Source organism: Psychromonas sp. 14N.309.X.WAT.B.A12, from assembly GCF_030397575.1.
Lineage (GTDB): Bacteria > Pseudomonadota > Gammaproteobacteria > Enterobacterales > Psychromonadaceae > Psychromonas.
Genome location: NZ_JAPNXS010000001.1, coordinates 312,224 through 331,412 on the forward strand (window position 1 = coordinate 312,224; position 19,189 = coordinate 331,412).

Genomic DNA, 19,189 nt, shown 5'->3' on the forward strand with positions numbered 1-19,189 from the left:
CATATAATGATTAAATTGCTGATTTGTATCATTGATTCAATTATACGCACGCTGATTATTTACGAAACACATTTTTTCAAAATTCACCGATAAATGACGGAAACTTTGACTTGACGGTTATTCTTGTAAATGTAATGGTTGTAATGAAAGTGACATAACTTATTGTTTATATAAAAAATGCAACAGCAATATTTTTTCAATAGAGGAGTTATTCATGACAGAAGCCGAACGCAAATTCTACATTTTAGATACAAACGTTTTATTACATGAGCCATTAGCACTTTACTCCTTCCAAGAGCACAATGTTGTTATTCCGATGACCGTTTTAGAAGAATTGGACCGTATCAAAGATCGGCAAAAAGATGTTAGCCGAGATGCCCGAGTGGCGATTCGGTGTTTAGAAAAACTCTTCCAAGATGCTAGCACTGAGCAAATATCACAGGGGGTGGAAATAGACCATAAGGGCGTGTTATTAGGTGGTACCATTTCAATTTTTGCTGACCACCATGCTTCCTTTCTTCAAGAGTCCTTCAGTGAGGACGAGCCCGATAACCGAATCATCAACGCCGCCCTCTATCTTCAACAAAGCAAAGCCCCGTCAAAAGTTGTTCTCGTCACTAAAGATATTAATATGCGTTTAAAAGCGAAAGGCGCAGGACTAAAATATGTAGAAGATTATCGTACTGATAAACTGATCGACGATGTTGATTTATTAAGTAAAGGTTATCAACAAGTAGAAGGGGACTTTTGGGATACGATTAAAGAGTGTGAAACCTTCAATCGTGGCGAAGATACCTTTCATCAGTTAAAAACTGACTTAATTAAACAACCTTATCCTAACCAGTATATTCTCGATGAGAATCATGACTTTGTAGGTAAAATTACTGATCAATTTATTGACGGAGTAGAGTTACTTGATATTGGTTACGATCGCATCATGGGACAACAAGCTTGGGGGGTAACACCTAAAAACATTTATCAAGGTATGGCCATTAATGCATTACTTGACCCTAGTATTGATTTAGTTGTCCTTACTGGTCCAGCTGGTTGTGGTAAAACCTTATTAGCAGTGGCTGCGGCACTGGAGCTAGTCATCGAACAAAAGCAGTATGACAAAATTATTGTGACGCGTAACACACCAGATATTGCAGAAAATATCGGTTTTTTACCAGGAACAGAAGAAGAAAAAATGATGCCCTGGTTAGCCTCAGTGACAGACACATTAGAAGTACTACACAAAAATGACAACTGTAGTAGTAGCTCAGTTAATTACATTATGGATAAAGCTAATATTCAATTTAAATCAGTTAACTTTATGAGAGGGCGCAGTATTCAAAACAGTTTCGTATTATTAGATGAATGCCAAAATTTAACGGCTTCTCAACTCAAAACGATTATCACAAGATGCGGAGAGGGGACTAAAATTGTTTGTTCGGGGAATTTAGCACAAATCGATAGTAACTATTTAACGCCTGTAACTTCCGGATTAACCTATATTGTGGAACGCTTTAAAGACTTTGAAGGAAGTGCAAATATATTCCTTAATGGTGTTATTAGAAGTCGACTTGCTGAGTATGCTGAAGAGCACTTATAATTTAAACAGAGTTAACTTAAAATAGTTGGCTTTCATCTTATTAAGGTGAAAGCCACAGAAAGCAAATTTTTGTTAGTAATATTAACTATAACAATTTGTCTTTGATAGCAATTAAACAGTGCATTTCAAATAGCTGTAATAATGTTGAAGCTTTGCTTATGATTCTTTTTCTAGTGCCGCCTGTCGAATAACTCTTTTGTCTTCTTTAATTCTATTTTTTTCATACTTTAAAGCTTTTACTTTAATCTTATTATTACGATCTCGACTTTTTTTAATTAACTCATTGTCTAACTGGTGCTGTTGAGATTTCGCTAATTTATCGTACATAACCACATTAACGGAAGCTGCTAGGTTCATGCAACCAATGGTTGGCACATATACCACTGCGTCAGCTTTATTGATCACTTTTTGTTTGATAGTGCCATCTTCTGGTCCAAACAAATACATCGCATTTTTTGGATGTACAAAATTAGGTAAAGGGATTGCACCTTCTATTAAGTCAACACAGATTAATTTCATACCGGGCTCTAATGCGTCTAATAGCTCTTCATAATGAACCAGTGGTACAATTTCATGGACTTTTTGGGTATCTGCGGCTAGTCGTACAGCACGATTAAAACGATCACCAGAGTAGACAACCTTTTGTGCATCGTAACAACCGGCCGCACGCATTGCACCGCCAACATTAGATGAGCTCTTAGGGTTTGTGAGGGCAATAATGGTACGTGAAGTCGTTGGTGATTCCGTTTTATTTTCTGGCATAGTATTTTAACGTTATAATAAAAGTGATTTCAAATGTGCTAGAGGCATGTGCTTCTGTGGTGCACATGCCTTTAATCTTTAAGTAAGTTTATAGTGCTTCTATTTGACCAAGTGCTTCAGTAAACTCTGATAAACCAAGTTCGATATCATCTTCTTCACCAACCCAGTTAAGACCGACAATTACATCGTCCTCTACTAGATCTTCTAACCAAAACTCAAACCAATCTGCTAGAGAGATAGAAGCGGGTGCATAATCTTCCCATTCTTCGATACAGTGTGTTTTTGCTAATGCTTCTGAAGACCATAAAGGCATTACTTCTGTTTCTTCGTAATTCATTGAGTCCATTACCACCCAATCACCGCTTGCTTTATCTTGTAAAGCCCATAAAAGCTGGCTTTCTTTGACATCATCTTGAAATTTTTCTAATGCAGCAACATTTTCAGTCATGGTTTTCTCTCTATTAAGTAAGGGGTGGAATTAAAAAAGCTAAGTATACGGGTTAAGCTAATAATTGAAAGCCAGAAATAGTGACCATTTGATGAAATCATCGGATAGTTAGTTGTTTTTAATTCTGTCATAATTAAAAGGACTTAAAAGGAAAAATCATGGAATTATTACAGATACAACATTTTGGTAAAATACTTAGGTTAGAGGCATCAATGGCTGGGTGGCAGCAGCTATATTGGGGCGATCAATTAGTATCACAGATTACTGCCAGTGAATCAGCCCAAGGAAATACCACACATTATTTTCAACTCTTTCAACAACAAACCATAAAAGCCGGTGAAGTGGGGCAAGCAGATGCTATCCCCGAGAAACTTGCTATTGACTGTCAACTAGATGTTTATGTTATTTGGCAGCCATTTTTGGTGTCTTATTCATTATTTGTAGACGACAAACTCATCGAAGAAACAACCAGAAATGCAAAGGATATTGAACAACAGACACCGGTTAAAATCACACAAGAGCCTAAAAAACTAAGTTTACTTGGCTTGGGATCTTTAGCATTAAAGCTATTTAAAAGCGCGAAGATTATCAAGGTCGTTCTAGCGGGTGCAAGTATTGCAGCTTACAGTTGGTTTTTCTCTTTTCAATTTGCGTTAGCATTGATCGCTTGCCTAGTTTTTCATGAGTATGGGCACATTCGAGCCATGAAATATTTTGGAATGAAAACTAAAGGTATTTACCTGATTCCATTTATTGGTGGATTAGCGGTCACCGACCAAAAAATTAATACGCGTTGGCAAGATGTTGTTATTTCGATCATGGGACCAACATTTGGTTTGTTCATGTCGATATTGTGTTTAATTGTATATTGGCTAACAGACAGTCCTTTCTTTGCCGGTTTAGCGACATTTAATGCATTGTTAAATCTATTTAATCTGTTACCTATTTTACCTTTAGATGGTGGACACATATTAAAAAGTATTAGTTTTTCAATGAATAGCTTAGTGGGGCTATTAGCTTGTGTAATAACTGCTTTAGTTGGAGTGCTAGTAAGTTATCATTTCGGCCTCGCATTACTGGGCTTCTTACTATTAATAGGCAGTGTTGAAATTGTTTTAGAGTGGCGAACTCGATTTAATAGCCATTTGCTACCCTTGGACAGATACGGACAATTGTTTTCAAGTGCATGGTATTTTCTCACTGTAGGGGCTTTGATTGCGATTATTTTTTACTTTGCAAAATCAGGTGACCAGTTATTATCGTTACCACTAATCATTTTAGGTAGTTAATATAAGCTAATAGCAATCAATAGTTAATTGAACTTATCTGTTTTATATGAAACTAATCTTTGACTATTTTTTGCTGTTTAATCATGCGACACTAATATGGATAAGAATGATTAACTCTTTGAACGCAAAATATCACTATTAGCTGTCTTTAATTGCTCTATACACAAAGTAATTAAAGAGTAGTTTTAAATAAACTTTTCTTTTTTCAATGAATTAAACAAAGGCACGTCCTTATAACAATTTTCTATATACTATCTAATTTCGTTACTGATTTTTATTAAATAACACTGCATAATAGAGAAAATTATATATATCTTGTGACTTTGTAAGGAAACACATGAACAATAAAAGACTAACTCACCTTAAGGCACTTGAGGCTGAATCAATTCAAATAATGCGTGAAGTAGCCGCTGAGTTTGATAACCCAGTAATGTTGTATTCAATCGGTAAAGATTCGTCTGTGTTATTGCACCTTGCGCGTAAAGCTTTTTACCCAGGTAAAATTCCTTTCCCGCTATTACACGTTGATACAGATTGGAAATTCAAAGAAATGATTGAATTCCGTGATAATCTTGCAAAAAAATACGACTTTGATTTATTAGTTCATAAAAATCCTGAAGGTATTGCAATGGGCATGGGGCCATTTACACATGGTTCAGCTAAGCATACTGATGTAATGAAGACTCAAGGCCTTAAGCAAGCTTTAGATCATTACGGTTTTGATGCTGCATTTGGTGGCGCCCGTCGTGATGAAGAGAAGTCTCGTGCAAAAGAACGTGTTTATTCTTTCCGTGATAAAAAACACCGTTGGGATCCAAAAAACCAACGTCCAGAATTATGGAACATCTATAACTCTAAAGTAGACCGTGGCGAAAGTATTCGTGTATTCCCACTTTCTAACTGGACTGAGCTTGATATTTGGCAGTACATCTACCAAGAGCAAATTGAAATGGTGCCTCTGTACTTCTCTGCTCCTCGCCCAGTTGTTGAACGCGATGGTTCTTTGATCATGGTTGATGACGAGCGTATGCCACTTGAAGAAGGTGAAGTACCTGAAATGAAAAATGTACGTTTCCGTACACTAGGTTGTTACCCATTAACAGGTGCGATTGAGTCTGAAGCGAAGACATTACCAGAAATTATTCAAGAGATGTTATTAACAACGACCTCTGAGCGTCAAGGCCGAGTAATCGATAACGATTCTGCTGGTTCGATGGAAAAGAAAAAAATGGAAGGTTACTTTTAGGCCATAGCTTAAATAACCCGATCCTATAAAGAGTTAAGGAAAAAACATGACTAACGATACAAATCTAATCGCATCGGATATCGAAGAATATTTACGTGTCCATGAAAACAAAGACATGATGCGTTTTATTACCTGTGGTAGCGTAGACGACGGTAAATCAACTCTGATTGGTCGTCTATTATTTGATAGCAAAATGATCTTTGAAGATCATATGGCTGCTATCGAAAAAGATTCTAAGAAGTTCAACACAACAGATGAATCATTTGACTTAGCATTATTAGTTGATGGTCTACAATCTGAGCGTGAGCAAGGTATTACTATTGATGTTGCTTACCGTTACTTTGCAACAGAGCAACGTAAATTTATCATTGCAGATACACCTGGGCATGAGCAATACACGCGTAACATGGCGACAGGTGCGTCGACTTGTGACCTAGCGATCATCCTAATCGATGCGCGTCACGGTGTACAAGTACAAACTCGTCGTCACTCTTACATTTGTTCTTTATTGGGCATTAAGCACGTTGTTATTGCTATCAATAAAATGGACGCAGTAGGTTATGACCAAGAAGTTTACAAAAAAATTAAAGACGATTACCGTGAGTTCGCTAAACAGTTAAATATTGCTGATATACGTTTTGTGCCAATCTCTGCACTGAAAGGTGACAATGTTGTAAACCAAAGCGAAAATATGACTTGGTATCCTGGTTCGCCATTATTACGTTTATTGAACACAGTTCAAATTACTAGCGATGATAACGAACAGTTCCGTCTAGGTGTTCAATATGTTAACCGTCCAAACTTAGATTTCCGTGGTTTTGCAGGCACAATTGCTTCTGGTGAAATTCGTGTTGGTGATACCATCGAAGCTTTACCTTCAGGTAAACAAAGTAAAGTAAAAGAGATCGTTACTTTTGACGGTAACTTAGAAGTAGCATACCAAGGTATGGCAGTTACATTAACGCTTGAAGATGAAATTGATATCAGCCGTGGTGATATGATTGTTCGTCCACATGAAAAACCTCAGTCAACTAAGAACTTTGAAGCTGACGTAGTTTGGATGGATGAAACTGCATTACACGTTGACCGTGAATACATTATTAAAGTGGGGAGTAACTCAACAGTTGGTACAGTAACTTCTGTTAACTACCAAACAGATGTAAACACTATTGAGCAAAAACCTGCTTCTAAACTGGGTCTAAATGAGATCGGTAGTTGTAATTTTGAAGTAGCAAAAGAAGTACAGTTTGATGCTTATTCATCAAATCGAGCTACTGGTGCTTTCATCATTATCGACCGTTTATCTAATGCTACAGTTGGTGCGGGTATGATTAAACAAGCAATTGAAGCTAAAGCTGCGCCAAAAACAGCTTACAGTGATTTTGAAGTTGAATTCAATGCACTAGTACGTAAGCATTTCCCACATTGGGAAGCAAAAGATATCCTGAAAGGGTAATTCTAAAAAGTGATCAGCAGTCAGTGATACTGACTTCTGATCACGCTTCATTGATGGCGCATTCATGACATTTCAATCTTATTTTGTACTTGCCGTTTTCATACTAACCATCATTGGTTTAATTAAATTTCAACAACGCCCAAGCCAAGTATTTGGCGTTGCACTATTAACTTTATTTTCAACTCAAATGGTCACTACTGACCAAGTTATTCAAAGCCTGTCTAATCAAGGTTTATTAACCCTTATTCTATTAATGCTGTGCTCTATAGCATTAGAAAAAACTCGATTGTTACGCTTAGTTGCAATGAAAGTGATCCAGCCTGATTACAGTGCAACTTGGTTAAGACTGTTTGGTTTAACCGTATTGTCATCGGCATTTTTAAATAATACGGCGGTTGTTTCAACGATGCTCGGGCCAATCAGAAATAATCCTAACCACTCAGCCAGTAAGTTATTAATACCTCTTTCCTATGCGGCTATTCTAGGTGGCACACTTACCCTAGTTGGTACGTCAACTAACTTAATAGTCAACAGTTTAGTACTTGATGCTAATCTTCCTTCTTTAGGGTTTTTCGATTTTACTCTTGTTGGTATATGTGTAGTCGCAGCCTGTGGTGTGACCTTATATCTATGTCGTTCTTTGTTACCCGATCGCAATATGAAAAGTGATACTGCTCAAGCTTATTTTATTGAAGCTAAGGTTAAACCTGAGTCTAGTTTAGTGGGTAAAAGTATCGATGAAAACGGCTTACGTCATTTGCAATCATTGTTCTTAGTTGAAATTATGCGTGGTGATTTACAGCTAACTGCAATTAATCCTAATCAAGTTATTCAAGCCAACGATAAATTAATTTTCAGTGGTGATATTTCTAAAGTGAGTCAGCTACATTTATTCGATGGGTTATCTATTTTTGCTGAAAGTACGGGGTTGCCCATTGGTAATCTTCGTGAAGTAGTCGTTCGACCAGAAAGCATTTTAAATGGTAATTCTCTTAAATCGGTTGGTTTCCGTTCTTTATTTGATGCTGCTGTAGTGGCAATAAAACGCGATGGTGAAAAGGTCTCCGGTAAAATAGGTAAGTTAAAAATTAAGCCTGGTGATTTTTTAGTATTAGCGGTAGGTGAAGATTTTAAGTCACGTCGTAATATTCGCAAAAATTTTATTCTATTATCTGATGTTGAATTAGATTCACGTTTGTCAGGGAAAAAAGAATTACTAGCGATTGCAGGTTTCTTTGTTGCAATTGCATTAGCCGCACTTGGTATTATTCCTTTGTTTAAAGCAGTATTGCTGTTACTCGGTGTATTACTGTTGAGTGGTTGCTTGACCAGTAGTGAACTACTACGCCGTTTCCCTACGGATATTTGGGTGATTATCTCCTCGGCTATTGTGTTGTCCTATGCCTTACAAAATAGTGGTGTTATTGACAACTTTAATGAGTTGATGAGTAGTAGTACACATCTATTTAGTCCATTAATTGCTTTGATTGCTGTTTTTGCGATTACCTTATTATTAACAGAGTTAGTGACCAATAATGCTGCTGCAGCATTGATTTTTCCTATTGCTTATGGACTTGCCAATAGTATCGATGCCAACCCAACCGCTTTTATTATGGCTGTTGCGTTTGGCGCTAGTGCTAGCTTTATTAGTCCATACGGCTATCAAACCAATTTAATGGTATTTAACGCAGGGCAATACAAGCTCAATGATTTTATTAAAATCGGCGTACCTGTCAGTCTGGTGTATAGCGTTACCTGTATTTTTGCGATTGTTGCCGTATTTGGCTTATAACAGATTCGCAGTTTATTTATATTTTATTTCAGCAATTTATCAATTGAATATAAGACTGAATATAAGTACTTTAAGAGAGAATTATTATGACTACCCCATATATAGAAAAAGAAGTTGATGGTGAAAAATCATCTGATGTTGTATGGCACCAAGCGAGTGTGTCCCACCAAGATCATTGTCAATTAAATGGTCATAAAGCCGCAGTTTTATGGTTTACAGGGCTAAGTGGTTCAGGTAAATCTACTGTAGCTAATGCTGTTGATCTTATGCTATTTCAACATCAAGCTAAAACCTATGTACTCGATGGCGATAATGTCCGTCATGGTTTAAATGGTGACTTAGGTTTTTCAGATAAAGATCGCATCGAAAATATTCGTCGTGTAGGTGAAGTATCAAAACTTTTTGCTGATGCGGGGTTATTAGTGTCAACTGCGTTTATTTCTCCTTTTGTTGCAGACCGTGAAATGGTTCGCTCACAATTACCTGAAGGTCAGTTTATCGAAGTGTTCATTGATACACCTTTAGCGGTTTGTGAATCACGAGATCCAAAAGGTTTATACAAAAAAGCGCGTGCTGGTGAAATTAAAAACTTTACGGGGATTGATAGTGCTTATGAAAAGCCAGTTAATCCTGAAATACATGTTGAGACAGATAAAAAGTCAATCGAAGCATGTGCTCAACAAGTTATTGACTATTTAAAAGAAAATAGTTACCTGTAGTAAATATTCATTACTCATCGTAGACATGAAGATCATTAATTATTTGATTTACTGAGCGACAATAGTTGACCAATCAGATGGGGGACAAGGTATTTGTCACCCATTTTACTTTTGTATTTTGCTACGGTTTTTTACACACAATCTGTGCAATTGCTCGATCAGGGTTGCGCTTTATCCCTTCAAAATAAAATAAGATTTCCCAATCTTTAAAAATTGTTTTTAACTCATTTTCTTTCAATAAAAAATCAGTTCGGTGAGGGCGGCCAAACTGTCTATTTTCAAGGGTAAAAGTTTCGTAAATTACAATCCCTCCTGATTTGACCGCTTGTTTAATATGATCAAATAGTGGGCGGTGTAAATAACGAAATACAATAACGCCTTGTAAAGTCAATTGTGCTAACTGTAATCTATCGGTATTTTGTTTTGATTCGAAATCAGCCTGCCAGAGTTGTTCTTTTAATATTTTGTGTTGGTCTTGTAACGCTGATAAAGGAGCCTGTTTTATATCGGCAAACAACACATCAATGCCTGATTGATGTAGTGCTAAACCATTTTGACCTTGACCACAAGCGAGGTCTAAGACTACTCCGTTATCTGAATTAAATAGGTGCAAATGAGCCTGAAGTAAATTTGCAATTGCCATTATTGTAGTGCCTCTATTAGGTCCCTGACATTTTTCAGGGGGATAATTTTCTGGTCACCTTTTACGAATTGTTGCATTGATGCGTGATAAGCAACGGCTGGAATAAATATCTGTTTTTTACCATGTGTTAATGCTTCGCGTACACGGGGAACGATTTGTGGAATTTGACGTAATTCACCAGTTAACGCTAATTCACCAATGAAAACAGCATCACTAGGCAAAGGTTTAGAATTAATTGAACTAAGTAAAGCTGCGGTGACAGCCATATCCGTTGATGTTTCTGAGTCAGCCATTTTAAGTCCGCCTACCAAGCTAATATTAATATCATAGTAAGTAGGGATCCCACCATGCTTCTTTAACACTGCAGTAATTAATGATAAACGGCTGTATGACACACCAATACAGTTGCGTATTGATTTCTCTCCTTCAACTTCTGTTGCTAAGGCTTGAATTTCAATTAACAAATTACGGGCACCGTCTTTAATCACCGAAATAGCTGAACCTTCGAAATGCTCTTCACTACCAGATAAAAATAAACGACTTGGATTATCTACAGAGCGCATACCTTTTTCGGTCATTTGAAAAATACCCACCTGTTCTGTATCACCAAAACGGTTTTTATCTGCCCGTAAAATACGCACTGATGCATCATTTACTTCAATATGAATGGCGGTATCTATAATGTGTTTTAAGGTTTGTGGGCCCGCCATTTGCGAATTTTTATTTACTTGTCCAACTAGAATTAGAGTAATACCATGTTGTTTACACAATCTATTGAGTATTTTGGCACAGGTTTTAACCTGTGTTACGCCGCCTGCTGAGCCATCAACAGTATTTGACTCAAAAGCTTGGATAGAATCTGCGATAAGGAATTTAACGTTATTTTCAATACATTGGTCGACAATATCTTCAATGCTATCGGTATCTGAAAGCAGAAAGTTATCTTCATTGAAGTTGAGTTGTAGGCGCTCAATGCCGCGTTTTGCCCATTGGCTAAGACTTTCTTCGGCCGTGACGTACAAAGTAGACATTGTTTGAGACATAACTGAAGCGACTTTAGTCAGTAGGGTGGTTTTGCCAGATCCGGGGTCTCCACTGATTAATACCACTGAACCTAAAGTAATGCCTTCACCTAACACTCGGTCTAATTCACTTAACCCTGTAGAAACACGTTGTGCATGTTCAACTTGTACTGAGGAAATACGTTTTACACCATTAGTGGTGACACCTGCATAGCCCCCAGATTGACTGCGGCTGATGGCTGCATTAACTGATTTGGTTGCAGCGGATGCTTCACGAAATTCAGTAATAGTATTCCAAGCTTTACACTCGCCACATTGTCCTTGCCATTTTGTATAATCCGCACCACAGTCACTGCATACGTAAGAGATTTTGGTTTTTGCTTTTGCCATGGTTTGTTCCGTTGTATGTAAATTATTTATTCAGTTTTACTCAGTCATTTCTATTAGCCGAGTTTATTATTGTTCATTCTTTTCTTCATTAAATAACTTGATAGCATCATTAGCTTTAGCATAAGCATAACCATGTGAAGTTAATATTCTTATTGCTTTCATTTTTTGTTTTTGATCGTCAATACTCACTTTGAATTTTTTTGTTAATAATTCACAGGCTTGTTGTAAATCGTTAAATGTAGGAGTAGGGAAGTTTTGATTGTGATCTTCAATGGCTGAGTTAATAATGTCGAAGCTAAAGCCTTTAGTTTGAAGGAAGCCCATGGCTTTTTGTTTTAGATGTTGGGTTACAATTGCTTCATGATATTTATTAGCTAAAAGTCTTTGTGCAGATTCGTTGTAGTTGAACTCACTTTCCTGCATTGCCTGCTTAATTAAGCTTTCATTGATCCCTTTTAGGGTAAGATCTTGTTTTATACGAGTGATACCATGACCTTTGTTTTGGGCACTACGTAAAAAAGAGTGTGCAAAACGTTGATCATCTAAATATTTAAAATCTACACACTCTTTAATAACCGCTTCGATCCATTGTTGGTTGTCTGTTTTGCGTTGCAGTTTTTTTAATAATTCTGCTTGGCTGTGGTCACGACGGGATAAATGCCAAAAAGCACTGCGGCGAACCGCTTCAATATCTTTAGCTATTTTAATTGGCTTATTAGCAAACATCAGGGCTCTCTACTAAGTGTGTTTATATACAGTATATATTCAAATCGATAAAATTTACAGTGGGCATCAAATCAGATTAATAAAATAGTTGTCCAAAAGGTTGAATTGTCTATTTATCACTCTATAATGTGCGCCCCCATTACGGGATAAATAATTAAGCGGGTTCCCTCACCCCGTTACTACATATAAAAAGGTTAAAATATGTTATCACTTACACACTCGCAAATTCGCCGAGCATTGACGCTATTGGTTGGATTTCACATTCTTATTATTTGTGCTAGTAACTACTTAGTACAACTTCCTTTTACACTTTTCGGCTGGCATACCACTTGGGGCGCATTTAGCTTTCCTTTTGTTTACCTAGCAACTGATTTAACTGTGCGCATTTTTGGTCAAGAAAGTGCTCGCCGCATCATCTTTAAAGCAATGGTGCCAGCCTTAGTTGTTTCTTATGTGATTGGTGTGTTATTTCATCAAGGTGCATTACAGGGAATGGATGCATTAGCGGAGTACAATAGTTTTGTGTTACGTATTGCATTGGCTAGCTTTGCTGCATACTTGTTTGGTCAATTATTAGATATCAAAGTATTTGCTAAATTACGTGCCACTAAACAATGGTGGGTTGCACCAACAGCATCAACTTTATTAGGTAATCTATTAGATACTTTAGTTTTCTTCTCTTTTGCTTTTTACGCATCTACCGATGTATTTATGGCTGAAAACTGGCCGGAAATTGCTATGGTGGATTACGGATTTAAACTATTAGTAAGCATCTGTTTATTCTTACCGGCTTACGGTGTGTTATTAAAAACACTAGAGAAACGCATCATTAGTGTGCCAAATAATGAATCATCTATCGCATAAATAGAATAATTGTTAGTTAATAAACAGTTCAAAGGGAGGGCTGTTTATTAACTACTCAGGTTAACTAAATTTAGCCTTATAAATTATTTTTCTTGCTCTTCATCTTTAATAAATCGAATTTCAGAAAACCCCATACGTTCAAATTCATTTGCTCGATAGTTTTTCATGATGCCTTGACCACGAGAGGTCATCTCTAATTGTTTTTCCATAGCCCAAAACGAAGTTAAGTCAACACCCTCAGCTGCTGCCACTGCTTCATAAATATCAAAGTGTTGGCTAAATGAAAATGCGATTGTTTTTTTAGTGCCTTGGTAAAAGTAGCTGACTTGACGTGCCATAACATTGTCTCAATAATTAAAAACATAATATTATCACAGCTTGTTCAATGCTTATAACAAGCATTTACGAGAACCTATCAAAATAGCGTGATTGTTTTAAATAAAAAATGTTATAAGACTCTGATTATAAGCAAACTTCAGTATTTTTTGGTCGTAATACCTAGGCTGAATACGTTACAATTACAGTATTGTTCGACCCATTAAAACCATCTTTTGAGACTTAATGGATTTACTTGTTACATATGGATAGGTTTAAATATGACGTTGACACTTCCTTATAATAATTTCATGTCTTTTGCGGATCACTCCTTTAAAGAATATGCCGATAATGATTTTGTTGGTTATGTTGATGAAGGGATGTTTACTTACCGTGAAGCGCAGCAAAAAGTCATTCAGCTGCAAGCTTTATTCAAAGATCTAGGTATTAAGCAAGGCGATAAAATAGCCATTTGCAGTGAGAATATGCCGCATTGGGGGATCGTGTATTTAGCGATAACGGCAATGGGCGTGATTGCTGTGCCTATTTTGCCAGATTTTCATACCAATGAGATCCATCACATTATCAAGCACTCTGAAGTGAAGGCGTTATTTATCTCTCAAAAGATAGCACAAAAGCTAAATGAAGATGATTTCAGTTCAGAGCTTTCATATGTTTTCTCACTTGAAACTTTTGATATTATCGAAGATAAAACACCGAAGCATTCTGAGCTACTGATTAAAAGTGCACAAGCGATTGCAATAATGAAAAGCAAGGCGATTAAATTTGCCAAGCAGAATAAATTATTAAAAATGAGTGATATTGATAATACATTAACTATAAATCCTGATGATGTGGCTGTGATTATCTATACATCCGGTACTACTGGGCAGTCAAAAGGAGTAATGTTAAGTCATCATAACCTATTGTCTCAAGTTCATCAGGCTAATGGATTAATTGAAATAGTGGCAGGAGATCGCTTCTTGTCTATTTTACCATTGGCACACACCTTTGAATGTTCAATCGGATTCCTCGTACCATTTTCAAAGGGTGCATCTGTTTATTATATTAACCGCATACCTTCACCGAAAGTGATTTTATCTGCAATGCAGAAAGTAAAACCAACTTGTATTTTGAGTGTGCCTTTGGTTATTGAAAAAATATATAAAAACAAAGTGTTAGCAGAGTTTAATAAAAATAAAATTATTCAATACTTGTACAACAATGTGAGCTTTATACGTAAAAAGCTAAATAAAATCGCAGGTAATAAATTAATTGAAAGCTTTGGAGGAGAGATCAAGTTGTTTGGTATCGGCGGTGCTAAATTATCGCGCTTTGTTGAACAGTTTTTAATTGAAGCAAACTTTCCCTATGCGATCGGTTATGGATTAACTGAGACTGCGCCGATTATTGCAGGTGCTGTTCCAGGCACAACGCGGTTAGGCACAACAGGTACATTGGTAGAAGGGATGGAATACCGTCTCATTAAACAAGCAGAAGATGATACTGAAGGTGAGCTACATGTGAAGGGACCTAATGTCATGTTAGGTTACTACAAAGAAGAAGAGCGTACCAAAGAAGTCTTAGATGATGAAGGTTGGTTTAATACTGGTGATCTGGGTAATATTGATGAAGCCGGTGTGTTAACCATTAGTGGGCGCAGTAAGAATGTGATCATCAGTGCCAGTGGCGAAAATATTTATCCAGAATCAATAGAAAGCGTTATTGAGCAACACCCACTAGTTGTTGATTCCATGGTCTATGAATTAGATAAAAAGTTAGTGGCTAAAATCTACATTGATTACGATCTATTCGATGAACAACATAATCTAAAAAAGCAAAGCGATTTTGATTTGCATAAGGATATTATTAATTTATTGGAGGAGATTAAAGTGAGTTCAAATCAGCAACTTTCTTCGTTTTCCAAAATAAATTCAGTGATTGAGCAAACAGAGCCTTTTATAAAGACACCGACTAAAAAAATTAAGCGTTATTTACATATGTAATACTGTTTAATTTTATAAGTTTACAAGTCGATAATGATGTTCAACAGTACGTGATTATCGACTTTTATCTGTGTACTGGTTTATCGTTTTTGTAAGGCAAAGTACAATATCTACATACCCTAATTTAATACTGCATTTTTAAAACTGATTTTAATTAACCTATAAGCTATTTCATTGATCATCTTTGAATATTGGATATAGTCAGTTTGAAGCGCAGTTGTTTGTTAAAAACTGCAACATAAATAGAGAAAGCATCATGGCAAAAACCGCATCAGCACTTCATATTCTTGTAAAACATCAAGATAAAGCAGAGGATATTTTAGCGCAATTGAAGAAGGGAGCTAAGTTTCAAACATTAGCTAAAAAATATTCAACTTGTCCTTCAGGTAAAAAAGGAGGTGACTTAGGTGAATTTAAGAAAGGGCAAATGGTACCTGCTTTTGATAAATTTTGTTTTACTGGTGAAATACTAACACCAACAATTGTCAAAACTAAACATGGGTATCATATTGTGAAAGTACTGTATCGAACCTAAGGCTTGTTTTTCTATCAAGTGATGCTTAAAGTTCTGTTTATGTGTCACTAAACCCTCTATCTCTAAAGGTATAAAATCAATATAAGTTGTACGCTGAAACTCTATTTTTTAGCATATTTAGTTGTTTTTTATCTATTTTTTTGATTTTAGTCGATCAGAATGTCACAATTCGGTCATTGGAGATGAAAGCTTAATCATCATCTTTGCTTCTCGGATACAATAAAGATTGATTCTATACTCCTACACATTGGAAAGTGCCTTATACGATGAATAACCATGATATTTTAGGGACAAATGATTCTTGGTCTAAAAAAGAAATCCGTAAACAATTTAAATTGTTGTCTATAAAAATTCACCCTGATAAATCAGGATCGAGTGAATTATTTAAAATCGTACACATCGCTTATAAGAAAGTCATGGCCGGAGAAGGTAATGATGCGTTTGTGTATTTACCTTCGGAAGAGATTGATCTTAACCAAGCACCTCAAGATAAAGAAGCACTACGAGTACAAGTACATCAGCTATTACAAGAAGTAAAAATCAAAACAGAATGCTTAGATGAAGCAAATGCGCAAATTCGTAAGTTATCTGTTAATTCTGATGTCGCTAAAGTTACAAGCCAACTTAAATTAGCATTAAGTGCTTTGTTTATAATGATGCTTGGCGGCGCCATGGTGCTTTTGTCCAATTTCGGTGAAAAAGAGCAAAACACCAATATCGATCCGAGATTCTTTTTAACGTCAGTTCCTCAAGTTTTGCCGGAAAAACCTAAAATTGAACTAAAGGCAATCAAACGGGATTGGAGTCATTTACCTGGTTATTCCAAGAAGGGGGATTTCGGTGATTTTATTCTTATCACAGAATTAGGCATTCCTACTTTGATGTTACAAATCGATCAAAGCTTATATAGTAGTAAGCAAAAGGCAAAATTACGTAATGATAAACATGGATCTTGTGAAGCCGCATTAACCGTAGATGGTTATCAGCGTGTTGGATTAATTAATCCTTTTGCCCGTGCAACAGTAGATAAGAACTTTATTTTTTCTATTTGGCTATTTGATAGTGTGAAATTAGATATGTTTAATGACTTCCAACAAATTACCCTGATTTGTGATGACCTTATTTTCAGCGGGCAACTTGCTAAAAAGTCTACTTAAAGCAATTTTATTGTGTAGTAATAGTTAATGTCACTTTGCTACACATTAAATAAAATCACGCCTTTGAATGACGTGTTTCTTCAACTTAGAGCTCAAAGTCGTTGGTTTTAATCCTAACAGTTCAGCGGCTCCTCCTTCACCGTATATTTTACCTCGACAATCTTTTAAAGCCTGAATCAAATTCTCTCTTTCTAGTTGTTTATGTTGCTGCGCATTGAGGACGTTACTGTGCTTTGTATGTAACAGGTTATTTACGTTACTCTTCTCATTTTTATTCATAAATTCAAAATTTAGCTTATTACTTTTTGACAATATTACTTGTCGTTCAATAATATTTTCCAATTCACGAATATTACCTGGCCAATTATAAGTAAGAAGGTGTTGCATTTGTGCAATGGAAATTTGAGGGGAAGGTTGATTTAACCTAACACAGACTTTATCGATAAAGTGTTTCACTAACAAAGGTAAGTCATCGAGACGTTCACGTAGTGGTGGAGAGTTGATAGGAAAGACGTTTAACCTAAAATACAGATCTTCTCTGAATTTATTATTTGCAACGAGTTTGTTTAGATCTTGATTCGTTGCTGCAATAACCCTCACATTAACATTACGTGTGATCGACTCACCGACTCGTTCAAATTGTTGCTCCTGTAATACCCTTAATAACTTACTTTGTAATTGTAATGGTATCTCTCCGACTTCATCTAAAAAGAGGGTAGCGCCATCGGCTAGTTCAAAACGCCCAACACGATCTGAAAGAGCGCCTGAAAAAGCGCCTTTTACATGGCCAAAGAATTCACTTTCAAAGAGCTCTGCTGGAATAGCTGCACAATTAACACGTATTAGTGGTCTGACTTTACGCTGGCTCGCCTCATGAATTGCTCTCGCTATTAACTCTTTACCTGTGCCTGATTCTCCTATAATCAATACATTCGCATCGGTGGGGGCTACTAATTCAATTTGATTCATCATATGCTTAATTTTATTGCTGTTACCAATTAAATATTGATGATTAAAGTCGGCGTTAATCTCTTCTTGTAAATATGCATTTTCCATCTCCAAACGATGTTTAAGAGCATCAACTTCTTTTAACGCATTAAGTAATTTATCTTGCGTTCGCTTGCGCTCTGTAATATCTCGGAAAATAACAACTGCACCAATTAATGTACCGTTTTCTGTTAGAGGTGTACTGGTATATTCAACGGGGATAGCTTTGCCTTGTCGAGACCAAAATACTTCATTATCAACACTGTGGATCGCACCATCATTAAAGGCCGCATATATTGGACAATTATGCACATGGTAGTGACTACCATTCACATGGGTATGGTGAATAATATCGTGAATCTTCTTTCCCATTAGTTGTTCTTTTTTCCAACCAATAATAGCTTCGGCGGCGGCATTAACAAAGGTTGTTTTACCTTCACAATCAACACCGTAGATACCGTCACCTACTGCTGTTAAGAGTAGCTGGTTTTGACGCTCAATTTGTTCAAATACTGTTTCATCTGTGTCCCATTGCGACAAACCGAGTCGATAATTAGATTCTATTCGAGATTTAAAGTGACGTTCAAAAGTGACACTGCCATCTTCACAGCTTAATAAAATATTATTAGCAAATTTAGAAGCATTAATCCCAATACTCACGTTTTTATTCGCGGTTTGTATATTTAATTCGCTAGACCAAGCTGTACCTTCTGTTAGTACTTGCTGGGTAAAGTTATGCAGTTTATCAAGACAGTCTGGGAAAAATTGGGTCACTGTATATTGAGTTAATGCTCTTCTATTTAAGGTAAATAAAGCTTCTGCTTGCTTATTAGCTATCAAAATTCGATTGGTAATAGGGTTAATTAATAGCATCGCAGTAGGGGCATTTAAAAATAGTTGCTCCAACATAGTTTACTCCATCAACAAAATGAATCGGTGGTATTAACACCAAGTTAGCGTTCGAGAATCCATTATCACTGCAAATTTGAAGCCATGACAACGAGATTTAGTTGATAGAGCAACGAAAAATCGTTTAACACGAAATATCGTGGTAATTATTTTGCGGTTTATTGTTTTATAATTACATATAAAACAAATGTTTAGGTAACTTTTATTGAGGTGGCATAGTAAATGCTATATCAGTATTGTTAGGTGGAAGTATGAGAAAAATAGTCTTTTGGTATATTTCTCTTTGCACCAATTAAGGGCAAGATTCACTCTGGTTAATGCCATTATCA

At 36.3% G+C, this 19,189-nt stretch carries 17 protein-coding genes; 10 read left to right on the top strand and 7 right to left on the bottom strand.

Features of this window, described 5'->3' with window-relative positions; all coding sequences use genetic code 11:
- Positions 1 to 214: 214 nt before the first annotated feature.
- Entirely contained in the window at positions 215 to 1,594 is a 1,380-nt protein-coding gene (locus tag OW492_RS01445; RefSeq protein WP_290037943.1) for a PhoH family protein, read from the top strand.
- A gap of 156 nt (positions 1,595 to 1,750) precedes the next feature.
- On the opposite strand, the gene OW492_RS01450 is transcribed toward OW492_RS01445, so the two are convergent.
- Both OW492_RS01450 and OW492_RS01455 read right to left on the bottom strand, forming a co-directional pair.
- Positions 1,751 to 2,356, bottom strand: coding sequence for an RNA methyltransferase (locus tag OW492_RS01450; protein WP_290037944.1), 606 nt, complete (start codon positions 2,354 to 2,356; stop codon positions 1,751 to 1,753).
- 88 nt (positions 2,357 to 2,444) lie between these two features.
- Positions 2,445 to 2,804, bottom strand: coding sequence for a DUF2750 domain-containing protein (locus tag OW492_RS01455; protein WP_290037945.1), 360 nt, complete (start codon positions 2,802 to 2,804; stop codon positions 2,445 to 2,447).
- 158 nt (positions 2,805 to 2,962) lie between these two features.
- Here OW492_RS01455 and OW492_RS01460 point away from each other — a divergent pair, with 158 nt between their 5' ends.
- The 5 genes from OW492_RS01460 (at position 2,963) to cysC (ending at position 9,306) form a co-directional block, all read left to right on the top strand.
- Complete coding sequence (locus OW492_RS01460; protein WP_290037946.1) at positions 2,963 to 4,093, top strand: site-2 protease family protein; 1,131 nt, start codon at positions 2,963 to 2,965, stop codon at positions 4,091 to 4,093.
- 337 nt (positions 4,094 to 4,430) lie between these two features.
- Complete coding sequence (gene cysD, locus OW492_RS01465; RefSeq protein WP_290037948.1) at positions 4,431 to 5,339, top strand: sulfate adenylyltransferase subunit CysD; 909 nt, start codon at positions 4,431 to 4,433, stop codon at positions 5,337 to 5,339.
- A gap of 46 nt (positions 5,340 to 5,385) precedes the next feature.
- Positions 5,386 to 6,795 carry a sulfate adenylyltransferase subunit CysN gene (gene cysN / locus OW492_RS01470; RefSeq protein WP_290037949.1) on the top strand — a complete coding sequence of 470 codons (1,410 nt, stop codon included), beginning with the start codon at positions 5,386 to 5,388 and terminating at the stop codon, positions 6,793 to 6,795.
- A 64-nt stretch (positions 6,796 to 6,859) separates the two neighbouring features.
- Positions 6,860 to 8,587, top strand: a complete 1,728-nt coding sequence (locus OW492_RS01475) for an SLC13 family permease (RefSeq protein ID WP_290037950.1) — start codon at positions 6,860 to 6,862, stop codon at positions 8,585 to 8,587.
- Between the two features lie 86 nt (positions 8,588 to 8,673).
- On the top strand, positions 8,674 to 9,306 hold the full coding sequence (cysC, locus tag OW492_RS01480; protein WP_290037951.1) for an adenylyl-sulfate kinase: 633 nt from the start codon (positions 8,674 to 8,676) through the stop codon (positions 9,304 to 9,306).
- 121 nt (positions 9,307 to 9,427) lie between these two features.
- Here the strand turns inward: cysC and OW492_RS01485 are convergent, their stop codons facing one another.
- The 3 genes from OW492_RS01485 to OW492_RS01495 form a co-directional block, all read right to left on the bottom strand.
- The gene (locus OW492_RS01485) at positions 9,428 to 9,949 is read right to left on the bottom strand and encodes a tellurite resistance protein (protein ID WP_290037952.1); all 522 of its coding nucleotides are present in this window, start codon (positions 9,947 to 9,949) and stop codon (positions 9,428 to 9,430) included.
- A complete protein-coding gene (gene radA, locus OW492_RS01490; RefSeq protein WP_290037953.1) occupies positions 9,949 to 11,361 on the bottom strand; it encodes a DNA repair protein RadA in 1,413 nt (470 codons plus the stop codon). The genes OW492_RS01485 and radA overlap by 1 nt, the downstream gene beginning before the upstream one ends.
- A 66-nt stretch (positions 11,362 to 11,427) precedes the next feature.
- On the bottom strand, positions 11,428 to 12,087 hold the full coding sequence (locus tag OW492_RS01495; RefSeq protein WP_290037954.1) for a regulatory protein RecX: 660 nt from the start codon (positions 12,085 to 12,087) through the stop codon (positions 11,428 to 11,430).
- A gap of 201 nt (positions 12,088 to 12,288) precedes the next feature.
- Here OW492_RS01495 and OW492_RS01500 point away from each other — a divergent pair, with 201 nt between their 5' ends.
- Positions 12,289 to 12,951, top strand: coding sequence for a 7-cyano-7-deazaguanine/7-aminomethyl-7-deazaguanine transporter (locus tag OW492_RS01500; protein WP_290037956.1), 663 nt, complete (start codon positions 12,289 to 12,291; stop codon positions 12,949 to 12,951).
- Between the two features lie 83 nt (positions 12,952 to 13,034).
- Here OW492_RS01500 and OW492_RS01505 read toward each other — a convergent pair whose 3' ends face one another.
- Positions 13,035 to 13,289 carry a DUF2960 domain-containing protein gene (locus OW492_RS01505; RefSeq protein WP_290037957.1) on the bottom strand — a complete coding sequence of 85 codons (255 nt, stop codon included), beginning with the start codon at positions 13,287 to 13,289 and terminating at the stop codon, positions 13,035 to 13,037.
- Between the two features lie 258 nt (positions 13,290 to 13,547).
- Here OW492_RS01505 and OW492_RS01510 point away from each other — a divergent pair, with 258 nt between their 5' ends.
- The 3 genes from OW492_RS01510 (at position 13,548) to OW492_RS01520 (ending at position 16,964) form a co-directional block, all read left to right on the top strand.
- Positions 13,548 to 15,272: an AMP-binding protein gene (locus OW492_RS01510; protein ID WP_290037959.1), complete on the top strand. Its 1,725-nt coding sequence runs from the start codon at positions 13,548 to 13,550 to the stop codon at positions 15,270 to 15,272.
- 256 nt (positions 15,273 to 15,528) lie between these two features.
- Positions 15,529 to 15,807, top strand: a complete 279-nt coding sequence (gene ppiC / locus OW492_RS01515; protein ID WP_290037960.1) for a peptidylprolyl isomerase PpiC — start codon at positions 15,529 to 15,531, stop codon at positions 15,805 to 15,807.
- A 266-nt stretch (positions 15,808 to 16,073) separates the two neighbouring features.
- A complete protein-coding gene (locus OW492_RS01520) occupies positions 16,074 to 16,964 on the top strand; it encodes a J domain-containing protein (RefSeq protein ID WP_290037962.1) in 891 nt (296 codons plus the stop codon).
- Positions 16,965 to 17,009: 45 nt separating this feature from the next.
- Here the strand turns inward: OW492_RS01520 and OW492_RS01525 are convergent, their stop codons facing one another.
- The gene (locus OW492_RS01525) at positions 17,010 to 18,860 is read right to left on the bottom strand and encodes a sigma 54-interacting transcriptional regulator (protein WP_290037963.1); all 1,851 of its coding nucleotides are present in this window, start codon (positions 18,858 to 18,860) and stop codon (positions 17,010 to 17,012) included.
- Positions 18,861 to 19,189 lie beyond the last annotated feature (329 nt).

Bases quoted from the DNA above. Each gene is read 5' to 3' on its own strand.
- OW492_RS01445 (WP_290037943.1), top strand. From the start codon at position 215: ATGACAGAAGCCGAACGCAAATTCTACATTTTAGATACAAACGTTTTA.
- OW492_RS01450 (WP_290037944.1), bottom strand. From the start codon at position 2,356: ATGCCAGAAAATAAAACGGAATCACCAACGACTTCACGTACCATTATT.
- OW492_RS01455 (WP_290037945.1), bottom strand. From the start codon at position 2,804: ATGACTGAAAATGTTGCTGCATTAGAAAAATTTCAAGATGATGTCAAA.
- OW492_RS01460 (WP_290037946.1), top strand. From the start codon at position 2,963: ATGGAATTATTACAGATACAACATTTTGGTAAAATACTTAGGTTAGAG.
- cysD (WP_290037948.1), top strand. From the start codon at position 4,431: ATGAACAATAAAAGACTAACTCACCTTAAGGCACTTGAGGCTGAATCA.
- cysN (WP_290037949.1), top strand. From the start codon at position 5,386: ATGACTAACGATACAAATCTAATCGCATCGGATATCGAAGAATATTTA.
- OW492_RS01475 (WP_290037950.1), top strand. From the start codon at position 6,860: ATGACATTTCAATCTTATTTTGTACTTGCCGTTTTCATACTAACCATC.
- cysC (WP_290037951.1), top strand. From the start codon at position 8,674: ATGACTACCCCATATATAGAAAAAGAAGTTGATGGTGAAAAATCATCT.
- OW492_RS01485 (WP_290037952.1), bottom strand. From the start codon at position 9,949: ATGGCAATTGCAAATTTACTTCAGGCTCATTTGCACCTATTTAATTCA.
- radA (WP_290037953.1), bottom strand. From the start codon at position 11,361: ATGGCAAAAGCAAAAACCAAAATCTCTTACGTATGCAGTGACTGTGGT.
- OW492_RS01495 (WP_290037954.1), bottom strand. From the start codon at position 12,087: ATGTTTGCTAATAAGCCAATTAAAATAGCTAAAGATATTGAAGCGGTT.
- OW492_RS01500 (WP_290037956.1), top strand. From the start codon at position 12,289: ATGTTATCACTTACACACTCGCAAATTCGCCGAGCATTGACGCTATTG.
- OW492_RS01505 (WP_290037957.1), bottom strand. From the start codon at position 13,289: ATGGCACGTCAAGTCAGCTACTTTTACCAAGGCACTAAAAAAACAATC.
- OW492_RS01510 (WP_290037959.1), top strand. From the start codon at position 13,548: ATGACGTTGACACTTCCTTATAATAATTTCATGTCTTTTGCGGATCAC.
- ppiC (WP_290037960.1), top strand. From the start codon at position 15,529: ATGGCAAAAACCGCATCAGCACTTCATATTCTTGTAAAACATCAAGAT.
- OW492_RS01520 (WP_290037962.1), top strand. From the start codon at position 16,074: ATGAATAACCATGATATTTTAGGGACAAATGATTCTTGGTCTAAAAAA.
- OW492_RS01525 (WP_290037963.1), bottom strand. From the start codon at position 18,860: ATGTTGGAGCAACTATTTTTAAATGCCCCTACTGCGATGCTATTAATT.